Annotated in this window: 17 protein-coding genes; 7 read left to right on the top strand and 10 right to left on the bottom strand. The window is 70.6% G+C overall.

The features are described from left to right. Nucleotides 1-32 precede the first annotated feature (32 nt). From AB3M34_RS12660 to AB3M34_RS12645, 4 genes are read right to left on the bottom strand one after another with little or no spacing between them, the layout of a single operon-like run. Complete coding sequence (locus tag AB3M34_RS12660) at nt 33-842, bottom strand: carbohydrate ABC transporter permease (RefSeq protein WP_370614314.1); 810 nt, start codon at nt 840-842, stop codon at nt 33-35. Beyond that, nucleotides 839-1,795: a carbohydrate ABC transporter permease gene (locus AB3M34_RS12655; protein ID WP_370614312.1), complete on the bottom strand. Its 957-nt coding sequence runs from the start codon at nt 1,793-1,795 to the stop codon at nt 839-841. The genes AB3M34_RS12660 and AB3M34_RS12655 overlap by 4 nt, the downstream gene beginning before the upstream one ends. Further along, nucleotides 1,792-3,159: an ABC transporter substrate-binding protein gene (locus AB3M34_RS12650; RefSeq protein ID WP_370614310.1), complete on the bottom strand. Its 1,368-nt coding sequence runs from the start codon at nt 3,157-3,159 to the stop codon at nt 1,792-1,794. Before AB3M34_RS12650 ends, AB3M34_RS12655 begins: the two co-directional genes overlap by 4 nt. Nucleotides 3,160-3,173: 14 nt before the next feature. After that, the gene (locus AB3M34_RS12645) at nt 3,174-4,298 is read right to left on the bottom strand and encodes a carbohydrate kinase family protein (RefSeq protein WP_370614309.1); all 1,125 of its coding nucleotides are present in this window, start codon (nt 4,296-4,298) and stop codon (nt 3,174-3,176) included. Nucleotides 4,299-4,387: 89 nt separating this feature from the next. On the opposite strand from AB3M34_RS12645, the gene AB3M34_RS12640 reads away from it, so the two are divergent. The 3 genes from AB3M34_RS12640 (at nt 4,388) to AB3M34_RS12630 (ending at nt 7,197) form a co-directional block, all read left to right on the top strand. Further along, nucleotides 4,388-5,200: a DeoR/GlpR family DNA-binding transcription regulator gene (locus AB3M34_RS12640; RefSeq protein ID WP_370614307.1), complete on the top strand. Its 813-nt coding sequence runs from the start codon at nt 4,388-4,390 to the stop codon at nt 5,198-5,200. Then, the gene (locus tag AB3M34_RS12635) at nt 5,197-6,534 is read left to right on the top strand and encodes a 6-phospho-beta-glucosidase (RefSeq protein ID WP_370614306.1); all 1,338 of its coding nucleotides are present in this window, start codon (nt 5,197-5,199) and stop codon (nt 6,532-6,534) included. The genes AB3M34_RS12640 and AB3M34_RS12635 overlap by 4 nt, the downstream gene beginning before the upstream one ends. Before the next feature lie 114 nt (nt 6,535-6,648). Beyond that, complete coding sequence (locus AB3M34_RS12630) at nt 6,649-7,197, top strand: CHRD domain-containing protein (protein WP_370614305.1); 549 nt, start codon at nt 6,649-6,651, stop codon at nt 7,195-7,197. A gap of 27 nt (nt 7,198-7,224) precedes the next feature. On the opposite strand, the gene AB3M34_RS12625 is transcribed toward AB3M34_RS12630, so the two are convergent. Continuing rightward, on the bottom strand, nt 7,225-8,319 hold the full coding sequence (locus AB3M34_RS12625; RefSeq protein WP_370614304.1) for a sulfite oxidase: 1,095 nt from the start codon (nt 8,317-8,319) through the stop codon (nt 7,225-7,227). Between the two features lie 102 nt (nt 8,320-8,421). Here AB3M34_RS12625 and AB3M34_RS12620 point away from each other — a divergent pair, with 102 nt between their 5' ends. Then, nucleotides 8,422-8,931 carry a GNAT family N-acetyltransferase gene (locus tag AB3M34_RS12620; RefSeq protein ID WP_370614302.1) on the top strand — a complete coding sequence of 170 codons (510 nt, stop codon included), beginning with the start codon at nt 8,422-8,424 and terminating at the stop codon, nt 8,929-8,931. A 30-nt stretch (nt 8,932-8,961) separates the two neighbouring features. On the opposite strand, the gene AB3M34_RS12615 is transcribed toward AB3M34_RS12620, so the two are convergent. From AB3M34_RS12615 to AB3M34_RS12600, 4 genes are all read right to left on the bottom strand, one after another. Next, nucleotides 8,962-9,609, bottom strand: a complete 648-nt coding sequence (locus tag AB3M34_RS12615) for an NADPH-dependent F420 reductase (RefSeq protein ID WP_370614300.1) — start codon at nt 9,607-9,609, stop codon at nt 8,962-8,964. 158 nt (nt 9,610-9,767) lie between these two features. Next, entirely contained in the window at nt 9,768-9,923 is a 156-nt protein-coding gene (locus AB3M34_RS12610) for a hypothetical protein (protein ID WP_370614299.1), read from the bottom strand. Further along, the gene (locus AB3M34_RS12605) at nt 9,920-11,773 is read right to left on the bottom strand and encodes an amidase (protein ID WP_370614297.1); all 1,854 of its coding nucleotides are present in this window, start codon (nt 11,771-11,773) and stop codon (nt 9,920-9,922) included. The genes AB3M34_RS12610 and AB3M34_RS12605 overlap by 4 nt, the downstream gene beginning before the upstream one ends. 105 nt (nt 11,774-11,878) lie before the next feature. Further along, on the bottom strand, nt 11,879-12,781 hold the full coding sequence (locus AB3M34_RS12600) for an endonuclease/exonuclease/phosphatase family protein (protein WP_370614296.1): 903 nt from the start codon (nt 12,779-12,781) through the stop codon (nt 11,879-11,881). 145 nt (nt 12,782-12,926) lie between these two features. On the opposite strand from AB3M34_RS12600, the gene AB3M34_RS12595 reads away from it, so the two are divergent. The 3 genes from AB3M34_RS12595 (at nt 12,927) to AB3M34_RS12585 (ending at nt 14,769) form a co-directional block, all read left to right on the top strand. After that, on the top strand, nt 12,927-13,136 hold the full coding sequence (locus AB3M34_RS12595; RefSeq protein ID WP_370614295.1) for a hypothetical protein: 210 nt from the start codon (nt 12,927-12,929) through the stop codon (nt 13,134-13,136). After that, nucleotides 13,136-13,936 carry a CHAP domain-containing protein gene (locus AB3M34_RS12590; RefSeq protein ID WP_370614294.1) on the top strand — a complete coding sequence of 267 codons (801 nt, stop codon included), beginning with the start codon at nt 13,136-13,138 and terminating at the stop codon, nt 13,934-13,936. The genes AB3M34_RS12595 and AB3M34_RS12590 overlap by 1 nt, the downstream gene beginning before the upstream one ends. Nucleotides 13,937-14,022: 86 nt before the next feature. Beyond that, nucleotides 14,023-14,769, top strand: a complete 747-nt coding sequence (locus AB3M34_RS12585; RefSeq protein ID WP_370614293.1) for an ABC transporter permease — start codon at nt 14,023-14,025, stop codon at nt 14,767-14,769. 3 nt (nt 14,770-14,772) lie between these two features. On the opposite strand, the gene AB3M34_RS12580 is transcribed toward AB3M34_RS12585, so the two are convergent. After that, nucleotides 14,773-15,255 (bottom strand): nucleoside deaminase, encoded by a 483-nt coding sequence (locus tag AB3M34_RS12580; RefSeq protein WP_370614291.1) that lies wholly within the window; start codon nt 15,253-15,255, stop codon nt 14,773-14,775. Between the last annotated feature and the right edge of the window lie 16 nt (nt 15,256-15,271).

Below are 15,271 nucleotides of genomic sequence, written 5' to 3'. Positions count from 1 at the left end.
CACCAGTGGGTTGCGTCCGCGTCGGACGCGCATCACCCCTTCACTGCCCCCTCGGTCATGCCGCGGATGAAGTGACGTTGGGCGATCAGGTAGATGACGAGCATCGGGAGCGCGACGATCAGCGCGGCGGCCGCGAGCAGCGACGGCGACCCGGTGTACTGGCCGCTGAAGAAGGTGAGCCCGAGCGGCGCCGTACGCAGGTCCTCGTTGCTGGGGATCATCACCAGCGGCAGCAGGAACTCGTTCCAGGTCCACATCGAGAACAGCACGACCATCGTGATGATGGCCGGCCTGCCCATCGGGAGCAGGACCGACCAGAGCACGCGGAAGTGCCCCGCGCCGTCGAGGCGCGCGGCCTCCACGAGCTCGCGCGAGGTCCCCCGGAAGTAGGCCCGCATCCAGAACGTGCCGAAGGCCAGCGACTGGGCGACCTGCGGGAAGATCAGCGCCTGGTAGGTGTTGGTCTGGCCGAGCTCCTGGAGCTGGTAGTACAGCGGGACGACGATCGCCTCGTTGGGCACCATCAGCCCGAGCAGCAGGACGTAGAACAGCACCGACGAGCCGCGGAACCGCATCGTGCCGAACGCGTAGCCGAGCAGGCACGAGAGCGCCGTGGCCAGGATGACCACCGACACCGTGACGATCACGCTGGACCGCATGTAGGTCGAGAAGTGGCCCTGGTCCCACGCCGTCGCGAAGTTGGTCCAGACGATGCCGGACTCGTTGGGGTTGTCGGAGAGGAACGCCGACGCGATGATCATCGCGATCGGGAACAGCGCGGCCACCGTCCCCAGCGCCAGGACGACGATCGTGACGCTGCGCTCGATCCGGGACTCGTTCATCGCTCCTCACGCTCCGGGATCCGGTTCACCAGCACGGTGAGCAGCATGATGAACGCGGCCAGGATCAGGGCGATGGTGACGCCGGTGCCGACCTCGCCCTGACGCATCGACTTCATGTAGACCTCGTACGCCGGGACGGCCGTCGCCCCGCCGGGTCCGCCCGAGGTCATCAGGTAGACGAGGTCGAACGTCCGCAGCGCGGCGACCATCGTCAGCGTCAGGGCGACGGCGAGCTCGTTGCGCAGCGAGGGCAGGCTGATCACGAAGGTCTCGCGGAAGAACCCGACGCCGTCGAGACGAGCGGCGTCGTAGACGGAGCGCGGCATGCGGGAGAGCCCGGCGAGGAAGAGCACCGTGCAGAGCCCTGCGCCGAGCCAGGTGCCGACGATGCCGATCGCGACCAGAGCCGTGTCGGGATCACCGAGCCACCCTCGTGCGAGACCGTCGAGCCCGATCGCGCGCAGGACGTCGTTGAGCGGGCCGTCCGGGGCGAGGATCCGCTTCCAGGCCACCGCCACGACGGTGAGGGCGATCACCTGCGGGACGAACACGACCGCCTGGAAGATGCCGCGGCCGCGGACGGTGGACCGCATCAGCAGCGAGGCCGCGAGGAGTCCGAGGACGACGGGGATCAGCGAGAAGAACACGACCAGCACGAGGGCGTGCAGGAACGGCGCGCGCAGCGTCGGGTCGGTCAGGACGTCGACGTAGTTCTGCAGGCCCACCCACGTACCGGGGGAGAGGCCGTCCCACTCGAAGAGCGACAGCCACACCGCGTACGCCAGCGGCGCCAGCAGGAACAGCGTGAGGACGACGAACCCCGGCAGGATGTAGAGGTACGCGATCGCCCGCGGCTCGCCCGGCGGCCCGTGACGCCGCCGGGCGCCCGGCCGGGGTTGCGCCTCCTTCGGTGCACCCCCGGCCGCGACGCTCGCCGTGCTGTCGCTCGTCACTCGTTCTGGTCCGTGAATTCCGAGTAGTTCGTCTCCAGCGCGTCCAGGAACGTTGCCGTGTCGATCGAGCCGTCGCTCAGCTTCTGCAGCTCCTGGCCCATCAGGTCGCTCATGTCGGGCGTCGCCCAGTCGAGGTACGGGACGAGGGAGTCCTCCTCGCCGACCGTGTTCCACGCCGTGACGACCTCCTTGCCCACGCCCGCCGCGGTGGCAGCGTCTCCGTCCACGACGGGCAGGCCGCCGTTCTCCTGGATCACCTTCATCGCGTCCGCGTTGGTGAGGAAGTCGACGTACGCCGCGGCGGCGTCGGCATGCTCGCTCGCATCGGCGATGGCGAACGGGAGGCCCGTGCCGCCGGTGACGGCGGGCTCACCGACGGGGCCGACGGGCGGAAGGGCGAAGCCGAGGTTGTCGCCCATCGCCGCCTCGAGATCCGCCTGGTACCAGGTCCCGCCGATCATGAACACGCCCTGGCCCTTCGCGAAGTTGCGCCAGGACGTGTCGTTGGGAACGGCGTTGAACTCGGGCGTGAAGTAGCCGGCGTCCACCCAGGCCTTGAACAGGTCTGCGCCCTCGACGTTCTCGTCCGACGTCCATGACGCGCCCTCGCGGCCGTAGCCGAGTGCACGGGTGTCGTCACGCGGCACGAACTGGTTCATCGCGACGGCGTAGTCGTGGATCGCCGGCCAGGCCTCGGCGTTGCCGAGCTGCACCGGGAGCTCGCCCGCGGCCTTGGCCGCCTTCATCGCGCTCTCGAAGTCGTCGAGGGTCTTCGGCGGCTCGATGCCCAGATCGGTGAGCTTCGACTTGTTGTACCAGAGGCCGACCATCTCGCCGACCTGCGGCATCCCGAACAGGCTGCCCTCGCCGAACGTCTTGCCGTCCTTGCTGTACGACGCCGTGCTCCGCACCGACTCGGGGTAGCGCTCGTCCCAGCCGTACACCTCGGCGTACCCGTCGAGCGACTGGATCAGACCGGCCGACACGAACTGGCCCATGTCGGCGCGACCGTTGTTGACCTGCAGGACGTCCGGCGGGTCGTCGTTCGTGATCGCCAGGCGGACCGTCTTCTGAAGGTCGTCGAACGACTTCGACGTCCGCTTGATCGTGATGTTCGGGTACTTCTCCTGGAACGCGGCGTTGAGCGCCTCGATCTGCTTCGCCTGACCGCCGCGGACCTCCTGGTCCCAGACGTTGAGCGTGACGTCGCCCATCGCGGCGACGTCGGTCTGGATGTCGTCGGGCTTGGCGTCCTTGCTCTCCTGGTCACCCCCGTCCCCGCCGGGCGTGCAGGCGGACAACGCGAGCACGGCGCTCGTCGCGGCGACGGCGAGCACCGCCTTCCATGCGGGACGTTGGGTCATGGCGACTCCTGAGGTCATTCGCCGCGGCGGGCGATCCGGAAATCTCGGGTATGGGGTCGTGCGGGGTCGTGACGTGCATGGTCGTGGTGGCTCCCCACGAATCCGATCGTCGCGACCGCCCGGCCGTACGTCCGGTGCTCGACCGTGGGGAGGATGTCCTCGAGGAACGCGTAGTCGCGGGCCAGCCAGGACCCGGGCTCGACGGCTTCCCACCAGTCGCAGATCGCGGCCCAGCCCGGTGCGGCGAGTGCACCGCCGAAGTCGCGGACGGACAGGGCGGCGCACAGGTTGGCGAACCGGAGGCGCTGCAGGATCGGCCACTCGCGCAGGGTGCCCGCCAGGAGCGCCGCGAGGAAGACGTCGCCGGCGCCGGTCGGGTCGAGCGCGGGCACGGTCAGCGCGGGAGCCCACGCGGTTTCGCCGGTGGCGGCGTCAGCGGCGTACGAGCCGGAGCTGCCCGCCGTCACGACGGCGAGCGGGACCCAGTCGCGGATCCGCTCGAGCGCGGCGCCGGGGGAGTCCGTACCGGTGTAGGCCATCGCCTCGACGGCGTTGGGCACGAACGCGTGGCAGCCTTCGAGCCGGCTGCTCAGTGCGCCGGCGTCCCACGAGCCCGTGGGGTCCCATCCGACGTCGGCGAACACGAGGGTGCCGTTGGCGAGGGCGTCCTCGATCCAGTCGGGCCGGTCGTGCGCCAGGTCGGCGAACGCGGCTCGGGCCCGCGGGCGGGAAGGGTTCGGGCGCCCGGCGTCGATCTGCGGCGGGTTGTGGGCGTGGGTGATCATCGCGCGGTCCTGGTCGTACGCCAACGAGACCGTCACGGGGGAGTGCCAGCCGCTGCACCGGCGGGAGGTGGTGAGGTCGATCGACTCGTCGTCGGCGAGCGTGGACCACAGGTAGTCGCCGTACATGTCGTCGCCGAACGCCGCGCCGAGGGAGGTGCGAAGTCCCAGCCGGGAGGCGGCGACCGCGAGGGTGGCGACGCCTCCGGGACTCGATCCCATGCCGGACGTCATGACCTCGCGCCCGCCGACGGGCGCCTCCTGGAGGCCGGTGAAGATGATGTCGAGGAACACCGGGCCGGTCACGAAGAGATCGAACGCCTCGTCGTTGTCCTGCTCCGCGGAGTCGTCAGCCATCTCGTGAGTGTCGCTCAAATGCGCACAACCGCGCAAGTGGTGAGCGAGAATGACTGCACATGCGCAAAGTTGGCTGTTATGGTCGCCGTGTGCGCGCCAACCTTCGTCATGAACGGCTGCTCGACCTCCTCGAGACGAGCGGACCCGTCGATGTCGCCACGCTGGCCCGCGTCCTCGACGTGAGCGACGCGACCATCCGGCGCGACCTCTCGGCGCTGGAGCGCACCGGTCAGCTGCGGCGGCTCCACGGTGGCGCCGCTCCCGCGCTCGAGCGGGAGGCGCCCTTCGAGCGGGTCGCCACCCAGAACCCGCTCGAGAAGCGTGCGATCGCCGAGCACGCCGCGACACTCGTCCCCGATGGTGCCGTGGTCCTGCTCGACATCGGCACGACGACGAGCCTGGTCGCCCGCCTGCTCCGCGGGCGCAGCGTCACGGTCATCACGTCGAGCCTCGCCGTCTACGACGAGCTGCGCGACGACCCGGTCGTCGACCTGATGCTCCTCGGCGGACTGGTCCGGACCAACTACCACTCGATGGTCGGCTTCCTCACCGAGCAGGCGATCGCGCAGGTGCAGGCGGACATCCTGTTCCTCGGCACCAGCGGTGTCCGTCAGGACGGCTCGGTCTACGACACCACGGCCGTCGAGGTCCCCGTCAAGAAGGCCATGCTCCAGGTGGCCGACCGCGTCGTGCTCCTCGCCGACCACACGAAGCTCCCGGGCGGCGGATACGCGCGGGTGTGCGGCCCCGATCAGTACGACGTACTGGTCACCGACCGCGAGGTGGACGAGGAGTCCGCGCGCGTCCTCGGTGGTGCGGGCGTCGAGCTCCACGTCGCCGGCCCGCTCGCGGCGGGCGGCACCACGTCCGATGCTCCCGTCGCCGTCCAGGAGGTCCCGTGAGACTTACGATCGTCGGTGGCGGAGGCTTCCGCGTCCCGCTGGTCTACCGTGCCCTGGCCTCGGACGATCGAGCGGTCCGCGTCGACGAGCTCGTCCTGCACGACACGAGCGAGGCTCGGCTGCGCCGGGTCGCCGCCGTGCTCGCCGACCTCGCACCCTCGTACGCGCACGCACCGCGTGTCCGGCTCACGACCGACCTGACGGATGCCGTGTCGGGCGCCGACTTCGTCTTCTCCGCGATGCGCGTCGGCGGCCTCGCCGGTCGGGTGTGCGACGAGCGGTCCGCGCTCGACCTCGGCGTGCTCGGCCAGGAGACGACCGGCGCCGGCGGCGTCTGCTACGGCCTGCGGACGATCCCGGTCGCGCTCGAGCTCGCCGAGGCCGTACGCCGCACCGCGCCCGAGGCGTACGTCATCAACTTCACCAACCCGGCAGGCATGGTCACCGAGGCGATGTCGGCCGTCCTCGGCAGGCAGGTCATCGGGATCTGCGACTCTCCGGTAGGTCTGTTCAAACGCGTCGCGCGCGTGCTCGGCATCCCGCGCGACGAGATCACGTTCGACTACGCGGGCCTCAACCACCTCGGGTGGTTGCACCGCGCGCTCGTCGACGGAGAGGACCTGTTGCCGCGCGTGCTCGCCGACCCCGAGCGGTTGATGGAGATCGAGGAGGGGCGCCTCTTCGGGCCGCAGTGGTTGGCGTCGCTGGGGACGATGCCGAACGAGTACCTCTGGTACTGGTACTACACCGCCGACGCCGTCGCCTCGATCGCGAAGGCCGGCCAGACCCGTGGCGAGTACCTCCTCGACCAGCAGGAGCGCTTCTACGCCGGTGAGGGCGAGGCGTTCGCGGGGTGGGAGCGCACGCGGCTCGACCGCGAGGAGACGTACATGGCCGAGGGACGAGCCAGCACGGACGCGGGGGAGCGCGACCACGAGGACCTCGACGGCGGCGGGTACGACCGGGTGGCGCTGGCGCTGATGAGTGCGATCTCGGCGGACGAGGGCGCCGGACTGGTGCTCAACGTGCCCAACGACGGCACGCTCGACGCGCTCGACCGTGACGCGATCATCGAGGTCCCGTGCACGGTGGACGCCGGCGGCCCGAAGCCGGTCGCCGTCTCGCAGCTGCTCCCTCACGAGCGGGGACTCGTCAGCACCGTGAAGGACGTCGAGCGCGCCACGATCGAGGCGGCGACGTCCGGCTCACGCTCGGCGGCCCTCAAGGCGCTGGCGTTGCACCCGCTCGTCGACTCCGTGACCCACGCTCGGCAGATCCTTGACCGCGAGATCGAGTCCCTGCCCGATCTGCGGAGAGTGCTGACGCAGCCCTGAGGGCCGCCCAGATCCTTCCGCAACGGCGGTTGACCTCGTACGACCGCGCGCGTTCAGTGGAGAAGGGGCGGCAGCCTCGCCGCCTGCTCGGGCCCCACGACGAAGGGGCAGCTCATGGTCAGCAAAGCCGGTCCCGTCGCGGCCGCGGCGGTGATCTTCGTCTCCGGCGCTGCCGGGGTGACGATGGTGAAGGGGGACGCGGGTGCGTCCGGCAAGCGGACGGCGCTCACCGGGTACGAGGAGGTGCCCGCGCTGTCGACCGCCGCGGGCGGGACGTTCCGCTCCACGATCGCGCGTGATCGCAGCACGATCCGCTACCGCCTGACGTACGGCGGTCTCGAGACCTCGGTCACGCAGGCGCACATCCACTTCGGGCAGAAGGGCGTGAACGGCGGCGTCTCGGTGTTCCTCTGCACGAACCTCGGCAACGGGCCCGCGGGTACGCAGGCCTGTCCGCAGGCGGGCTCGGTGAGAGGGGTGATCGACGCAGCCGACGTCGTCGGACCCGCCGGTCAAGGCATCGCGGCGGGCGAGTTCGACGAGCTGATCCGGGCGATCAGGGCAGGTACGGCGTACGTGAACGTGCACTCACAGGCCTACCCGGGTGGCGAGATCCGGGCACAGCTCCCGGGGAAGAAGCACAAGCACGGGCACCATCACTAAGCCGGGCAGGTCGCTCGGCGCGAAGCGCTAACGCACCACCACCGGCACCCGCTGGACGTGGGTGTTGGCCATGCCCTGCCGGTTCCACCGCTGCTCGAGGGGCTGGGTGCGTCCCTCGGCGTCGGTCGCGCGTACGCACAGCTCGGTCGGCCCAGGCATGGCGTGCCAGGTGGATCGCCAGGCCTGCCACGCGTACGGAGCACTGCACGGCTCGATCTCGGCGTCCGACCACGTGGCCGCGCCGTCGCTGCTCACCTCGACGCGCTCGACGGGAGCGAACCCGGACCACGCGCGGCCCGTCAGGACGTGCCGACCTGCGTCGACGATCCGCCCACGGGTCTGGAAGTCCGGGAACCCGGGCGGGCGGATCAGCGCCCGCGGCTCGATCCGGGTGACCGGCTCACCGGGATCACCGGGATCGCGCTTGATGCGGTACGCCGTGGCGTTCTGGAAGCCGTCGAACGGACGGTCGAGGATCGTGATCCGGATCAGCCACTTCACGTGCGCCATGCCGTACCAGCCCGGTACGACGAGACGGACGGGGGCGCCGTGCTGCGGCGGGAGCGGTGCCCCGTTCATCGCGGTCGCGAGGAACACCTCGCCCCTCTCGACCTCGTCGATCGAGAGCGCGCGCTGGTAGTCCTGCTCGATCCCGCGCTCGATGCCGTGGTCCGCTCCGGTGAAGACGACCGACTCCGCCCCCGCCCGGACGCCGGCTCGTTCGAGCAGCGGCGCGAGAAGGACGCCGGACCAGTCGGCCGTGCCGACGGCCTCGTCGAGCCACGGCTGGCTGATCGGCCGTGGCGATGTCCGGGCGCGCCCGTTGCCCGCGCACTCGAGCGTCAGCCGCCGGGTGGTCGGATCGAGGTCGGCGAGGTCACCGAGGCCGAGCGTGAGCGGACGGTCGACGTGGCCGTCCACCACGAGCCGCCACGCCTCCCGGTCGAGGAGCGGGATGTCGTAGTGCACCAGCACGTAGTGCAGCCCCGGCGGCGTGACCTCCAGGTCGAGCATCTCCAGTGGCATCCCGTGGTTGCGGGTCGCCAGGCGCAGCTCGTCCAGCGAGAAGTCGCCGGTCTCCGCCAACCGCGCCGGCGGGCTGATCCAGTCGTCGATGGTCATGATGGCCCCCTGCCGTCGTACCACCGAGCAGACGCCTACGTCCACGGCCCCGCATCCGGAAATCGGTCGATCCACGGCACGGGTTCGGCTAGCGTCCGCCGCATGGTGCATGTCCGAGTGCTCGAGCCGGCCGACCTCGACGCCGTCGTCGGGTTGTCACTACGAGCCTGGGCACCGGTGTTCGCGTCGATGGGTTCGGTGCTGGGGCCGCGACTCGACGCGATGGTGAACCCGCAGTGGGAATCCGCCCAGGCGGCCGCCGTACGCGCAGTCTGCGAGGAGCGCTCGCCACACGTGTACGTCGCAGAGCTCGACGGCACGGCCGCCGGGTTCGCGGCGGTCGCGCTGCACGACGACGACGCGCCGGAGCCTGGCAGCGGCGAGATCGAGATGATCGCGGTCGACCCGGCTTACCAGCGTCGCGGAGTCGCGCGCGCCCTCATCGCCGCGTGCACCGAGGCGATGGAACGAGCCGGCTGCCGGTTCGCGGTGGTCGCGACTGGCGGAGATCCTGGACACGCACCAGCGCGCGCCGCGTACGACGCGGCAGGCTTCACCGGACTGCCGCTGGTGCGTAACTACCGGGCGCTCGGCCCGGATCCCGCCGGCTGAGCAGGCGCGCCGCCCAGCCGGCGAGGGGGGTCACATGTCGCGGTAGCGCTTCGCCTCGCCGATCTTCTCGCGGAGCTCGTCGGCGTTGAACGGCGCCACGTACGCCGCGGTGTCGCGCTGGACGCGCCAGCCTTCGGACAGCGGTCCGAGGTCGACGACGTCGAAGCCTGCGGCGTCGATGAACGACGCGACGGTCGCCTTCGCCTCGGCGTCGTCACCGGCGATCGCGAGCGCGCGGCGGTCGTCGGCGCCCGCCGGCTTGGCGTGCTCCGTGATGTGCATGAAGGCGATGTGGTTGAAAGCCTTGACGACCTTCGACGTCGGCAGCTGGCGCTGGAGCAGCTCGGAGACCGTCGTGGACTCGTTGTCGAGCTCGGCGATCTGCCCGTCGCGCTGGGGGTAGTAGTTGTTGGTGTCGATCACGATCTTGCCGGCGAGCGCGTCGACGGGGAGGGTCGGGATCGCGGCGAGCGGGGTGGTGACGACGGCGAGGTCCGCGGCCTCGGCTGCCTCCTGGGCGGTGCCGGCGCGTGCCTTCGAGCCGAGCTCGGCGACGAGGTCGGCGAGCGTCTCGGGGCCGCGCGAGTTGCTCAGTACGACGTCGTAGCCCTGGGCGATGGCGACACGGGCGAGCTGGGCGCCGATGTGGCCGGAACCGATGAGTCCGATGGTGGTCATGGTGGCGGCCAACTCGCCGGGGGCGGAGAGTATTCCGGCGGGAGCCGGAAGCCCGCGCAAGCGCCAGCCTCCCCGAACGACGAAGCCACCCCTGCTGGTACGAAGCAGCGCTTTCCGGCATGGCTTCGTACCAGCAGAGGTGGCTTCGTCGCGCCGTCCTACTTCGAGGCGACCTCGTACGAGTAGTAGGCGGTCCCGAGCTTCGGGCCCCACTCCACGGTCAGCGGCGCAGACGGTGGAGACGCGGCGTCACGCAGGGGGAAGCCACCATTGAGGACCGGGCCCCACTCGACGGTCAGGAACGGCTCGCTCATGACCAGGCCTCCTCACCGATCAGCGGGTCGTTCGACAGCTCCGGGGGCACGGACTCGACCTCGGGAGCGCCGCGGCGGGCCACCGGCGGCGTGACGACCGGGTCTGTCGGCGCCTTGCCGTGGTAGTCCGGGTGCGCGGCCTGGAAGTCGAGCGCCGCCTGGATGATCTCGGGCTCGCTGAACCGCGGTCCCCAGAACGCCGCGTTGATGGGCAGGCCGACCGTGCTGTCGTACCCGATCGGGAACGTGACCATCGGCCACGTCAGCGCGTTCGGCAGCTGGTAGAAGGTGCGGTAGTTGGTCAGCTGCTGACCGCCGAAACGCGGGCCGATCTGCGCGCCGATCGGCAGGACGAGCATGAAGTCGATCCCCGCGTCGTCGAGCGCCTTCTGGTAGTTGCCCTGCAGCGCGCGGCGCCGGCGCTCGCCCTCGTCGCGCACCGAGGCCGGGATCTTGCCCGCGTTCGCGGTGGCGGCGTCGAAGTCGCCGAACTGGCGGCGCAGCGCCGCGTCGTTTTCCGGGTACGCCGCGGCGAACTTCTTGACCGCCTCCCAGTAGCGGATCTCGTAGCGGTTCGGGCTCAGCACTGCCGTCGCCGGACTCACGACGGTGCCGTCGGGAAGCGGGAGCCGCTCGGAGGTCCGGAAGTAGGGGTCGTTCTCCGGCACCGTGACGTCGAGCCCGGCGAACTCGACGACCTTCGCGCCGAGCGAGCGGAGCTGGCTCTTGAAGCGCTCGAAGGCCGCCAGGTAGTCGGCGTCGTACGTCGTGGCCGGCGAGGTGCCCGTGCCGCCGCGCGACATCCAGTCGGTCTGCGGGACACCGATCGTGGTGCCCGCGAGCGGCTTGCGACCGCGGCGTGCCGAGATCGGGATGTCGGGGAACGGGATCGGTGCGGACAGGGTGAGCGGATCGTTCTCACCGTCCGGCCCCGCCATGACGGAGAAGATGAGCGCGGCGTCGCGGACGCTGCGGGCGATCGGCCCGAGCACGTCGTACCCCGGGGAGAGCGGCATGACGCCCGCGGTCGACGAGGCGCCGAGGGACGGCTTGATGCCGCTCGCGCCGTTGGCTGCCGACGGCATGATGATCGAGCCGCCGGTCTCCTCGCCGATCGCGGCGGCCGAGAGCCGGGCGACCGGAGCCACGCCGGAGCCCTGGCTGGAGCCTCCCGGGATGTAGTCCTTGTTCCACGCGTTGCCGGCGAACGTCCCGGAGATCGATCCCGAGAACGCCGAGGCGACGGTGTGGCCGAGGATCACCGCACCGGCCTCGCGCAGTCGGGCGACCACGGTGGAGTCCTTGCGTGCCACGTTGCCCGAGTAGGCGTGGGTGCCGTTCTTGGCCTCGAGCCCCTGAACGCCGACGGAGTCCTTGATGCCGAAGGGGATGCCCAGGAGCAGCGGAAGGTCGCGCGAGCGGGGCGTCGAGCGGAGCCTCTTGTCCGCTGCAGCGGCCTGAGCGAGGGCGCCGTCGCGGTCGACACGGACGAAGGCGTTGTAGCCGCCGTTGTCGCCGTACGTCTCGAACGGGCCGTTGAGGGCGTCGATGCGCGCGAGGTAGGCCTTGGTGATCTCCGTCGACGTGAGACGCCGTGCCCGCAGGAGGACGATCATCTCAGCGATCTCGTAGTCCACGACGCGCGAGCGCCTCGGGATGTCCGAGAGATGCGGGAGTCCGTCGTTGATGCGGTCGAGCACCGAGCTCGGGGGAGACGCCTCGGCAGCGGCGGTGCCGGCGACGGTGGCGACGGCGACGCCGCCCGCGACCACGGCGGAACGGCCGAGGAGCGAGCGGCGGCTGAAGCCGGCGACCTGCGGTGCCGACGAGGGTGATGCGGTGGGTGACAAGCGAGTGCTCCGATCCGAGAGACAGCGTGACGTCGTCACGCTGGCACCCGTCCGGAGCGCCTCGCTAGATCGTTGAACCCGAAATAATGGTGCGGCAACAAGAATTCATCGGGTGGTAACGAGCGTCCCCTGGCGGTCTTTCACCAGCACCCGGCTCACCACCGGCAGGTGGTCCGACGCCTCGGTCACCTCTGTGAGCACCCGCGTCCGCAGCGGCTTGGCCGAGCGGGTCGTGTACACGTAGTCGATCCGGCTCTTCGGCACGTCCGTCGGGTACGTCAGGCCCTCGCCACGACCGGAGACGGTCCACGCGTCGGTGAGCACGTCGTTGAGGGTCGCGATCTCCGGAGCGTCGGGGAGGGCGTTGAGATCACCGAAGAGCACGGTCGGCTGGCGTGGATCCACCGCCGCAGCGATCTGGGCGGTCTGGGCAAGCCTGTCGGGCTGCGAGCTCGCCGCGAGGTGGGTGTTCAGAACCGTCAGTCGCGTCCCGCGGACGTCGATCTCCGCCGTCAGGAGGCCCCGCTGCTCCTGGTTGCCGGTGCGCGCCAGCCAGGTGTTGGACCAGCCGACGATGGGGTGCTTCGACAGGATCGCCGTGCCGTACTGGATCCGCGGCTGGCCGGGCGCCGGCGGGTCCCGATCGATGTTCGCGCCGAACGCCACCTCGTACCCGAGCAGGTCGGCGAGCTCGGTCGCCTGGTCCGCCCAGCCGCTACGGGCCGAGAAGTGTCGGTCCACCTCCTGGAGGCCGACGACGTCGGCGCCGCTGTCGCGGATCACGTCGGCGATCCGCTCGAGGCTCACCAGATCGTCGGCACCGGCGCCGTGGTGGATGTTGAACGTCATGACGTCCACGACGCGTGCCGCGTTGCCGGTGCGGCCGTCGTCGCGAGCGGAGGACGTCGCTTCGGCGGCGCCGGTCATCTGGAGCACGGCCGCGAGCAGCAGCGCCGCCACAGCCACGACGCGGGTGAGCCAGCTTTCGAGAGGCACTGAGGTCTTCATGACGACGACCCTGCTGGACCCGGGCGACATCGGGGCGAGATAGGGGTGAACGACGGATGACGAACAAAACGACGTCCCTCCACCCCTGACGTGACGCAGTCTGGGGTCAGGCGCTGCGGGGGCGGCGCGAGACGAGGTGAGCGTCATGAACGAGGTCGAGCCCGAGATCGTGCCCGAGGGAGAGCTGGAGGAGACCGGCAACTACCCCGATCCGGAGGACGGCCCGCAGGACGACGTCGACCAGGCGAGCCTGCCGCAGTACGACGACGACCTGATCGGCGGAGCGACCCTCGAGGACGACCAGGTCGACCTCGACGAGGACTCCGACGTGGATGTCACGGACGAGGAGGAGTGATGGCCGCCGCGACCGCCAAGCAGCTTCTCGCCTGGGCCGCGGACCAGGTCCGCACCATGGAACGTCCGAAGGGGTCCAACAACAACAAGTACGCCCGCATGGCAGGCCACGCGAACGGTCAACCGTGGTGCGCGACGTTCATCGTGGCCGGCCTGAAGGAGAACGACGTCCCGCTCGTCGAGGGCACGAACAGCGCGTTCACCCCGACGATGCAGGGGGCCTTCAAGCGGGCGGGCCGGCTCCACGACCGGCCCCGTCCTGGAGACGCCGGTTTCGTGTTCTACCCGGATCTCGGCCGGATCGGCCACGTCTTCTTCGTCGAACGGGTGGACGGTGACTTCGTCCGGACGATCGAGGGCAACACCAATCTCGACGGCAGCAGGACGGGCATCGGTGTCTTCCGGCACCGACGCCGCTGGCGCGGGTCGAGCGCGATCCGCGGGTTCGGACGACCTCGGTACGCCGTCGGCGGGGGCGGCGACGCCGGCCGCGCGGGCACGTCGGGCGTGCCTGTCGTGCACGTGTCGGCGATGGAGTTCGCCGCCGCGCACAACGCTCCCGGCCCTGAGGGCTCGACCTCTCGGCCGAAGCAGGTCCGGATCGTCGAGGCCGGCCTGCTCGCAGAGGGTCTTCTCTCGGCCCGCTACGCGAAGGACGGCTCGTTCGGCACGACGACGATCGTCGCCTACCGACAGTGGCAGAAGCGGCTGGGATTCACGGGTGACGACGCCAACGGCATCCCAGGCATCGAGACGTTGCGCGAGCTGGGCCGTCGCCACGGGTTCAAGGCGCGTCCGTGATGGACGGGGACAGTCTCGACTGAGAGGTAGCCGCGGCGCCGGGGAGGCTGCCACGGCCGAGTGGCTCGCGGGCATAGCGTGGCGTCGTGGACCTCGTCAGCTACGCCGCGGTGCTCGCGCTGCTCACTGCCGTGACGGTGGCGGTGATGACGTGGGCAGGGGTTCGGCTCCGGCTCGACGCCGTGATCGCGACCATCCGCGCCGTCGTGCAGCTCAGCCTGATCTCGCTCGTGATCGCCTGGGCGTTCCGGCATCCGGCCGCGGCGGCGGCGCTGCTCGTCGTCATGCTTGCCGCGGCGGCGCTGACCTCGACGCGACGGATCGGGCTCGGCCGCGGCGTCTACCCGCTCGCGTTCGTCGCGATCCTCGCTGGCGCGTCGGTGACGGTCGGCCTGGTGATGGGGTTCGACGTCCTTCCCGGTGGCGCCGAGATGGTCGTCCCCTTCGCCGCCCAGGTGATCGGCGGCGCGATGGTGGCGGTGTCGCTGGCGGGGCAACGACTGCGCGACGACGTGACCGACCGCTGGGGCGAGGTCGAGGCAGGCCTCGCGATCGGCCTGACCCCGCGCCAGTCGGTCGCGGAGTTCGGCCCTCGCGCGGTCGCCCGCTCCCTGACTCCGGGTCTCGACCAGACCCGGGCTGCTGGGCTCGTCACGCTCCCGGGTGCCTACGTCGGACTCCTGCTCGGCGGAGCGTCCCCGTACGAGGCAGCGCTCGTGCAGACCCTCGTGCTCGTCGGTCTGCTCGCCGCCCAGAGCATCGCGGCGACCGCCGCGGTCGTCGGGCTGTCCCGGACGCTGGGGGAGCGACGACCCGAGCGCGTCGCCGCCTGAACGTCACGACGGGCGGAAGCACCGTTCGTACAGGGTCTCCATCTCACCGGCGAGCTCAGCGACCGGTCCTTCCACCGGGAGGAACGGGGCGACGGTCGTGATCGGGAGCGCGGCGACCGGAGACGGCCCGACACCCCACTGCTCGAGGAGCTCGGCGAGACGTGTGGAGGCGACGATAAAGACAATGCGACCGAGGCCCACCCACGCGTGCGCGGCCGAGCACATCGGACAGTGCTCGCCGGACGTGTAGACGGTGGCCTCCGCGCGCTGATCCGGCGTGAGGTTCGTCACCGCCCACATCGCGATCGCGAGCTCGGGATGGCGGGTGTGGTCGCCGTCCTTCTCGCGGTTGTGGTCCTCGAGGAGGACGGTGCCGTCGGCACTCACGAGGACGGATCCGAAGGGTTCATTGCCATCGGAGAGGCCCGTCGCAGCGAGCTCGACGCAGCGGCGGAGGTGGCGGAGGTCTTCGTCGGCGAAGGTCACTGGTCCAGTCTGACCT

The sequence above is a fragment of the Mumia sp. Pv4-285 genome, assembly GCF_041320275.1.
Classification (GTDB): domain Bacteria; phylum Actinomycetota; class Actinomycetes; order Propionibacteriales; family Nocardioidaceae; genus Mumia; species Mumia qirimensis.
Note: the sequence above shows the minus strand (reverse complement) of the source record. Positions and strands in the feature narration are given on the sequence as shown.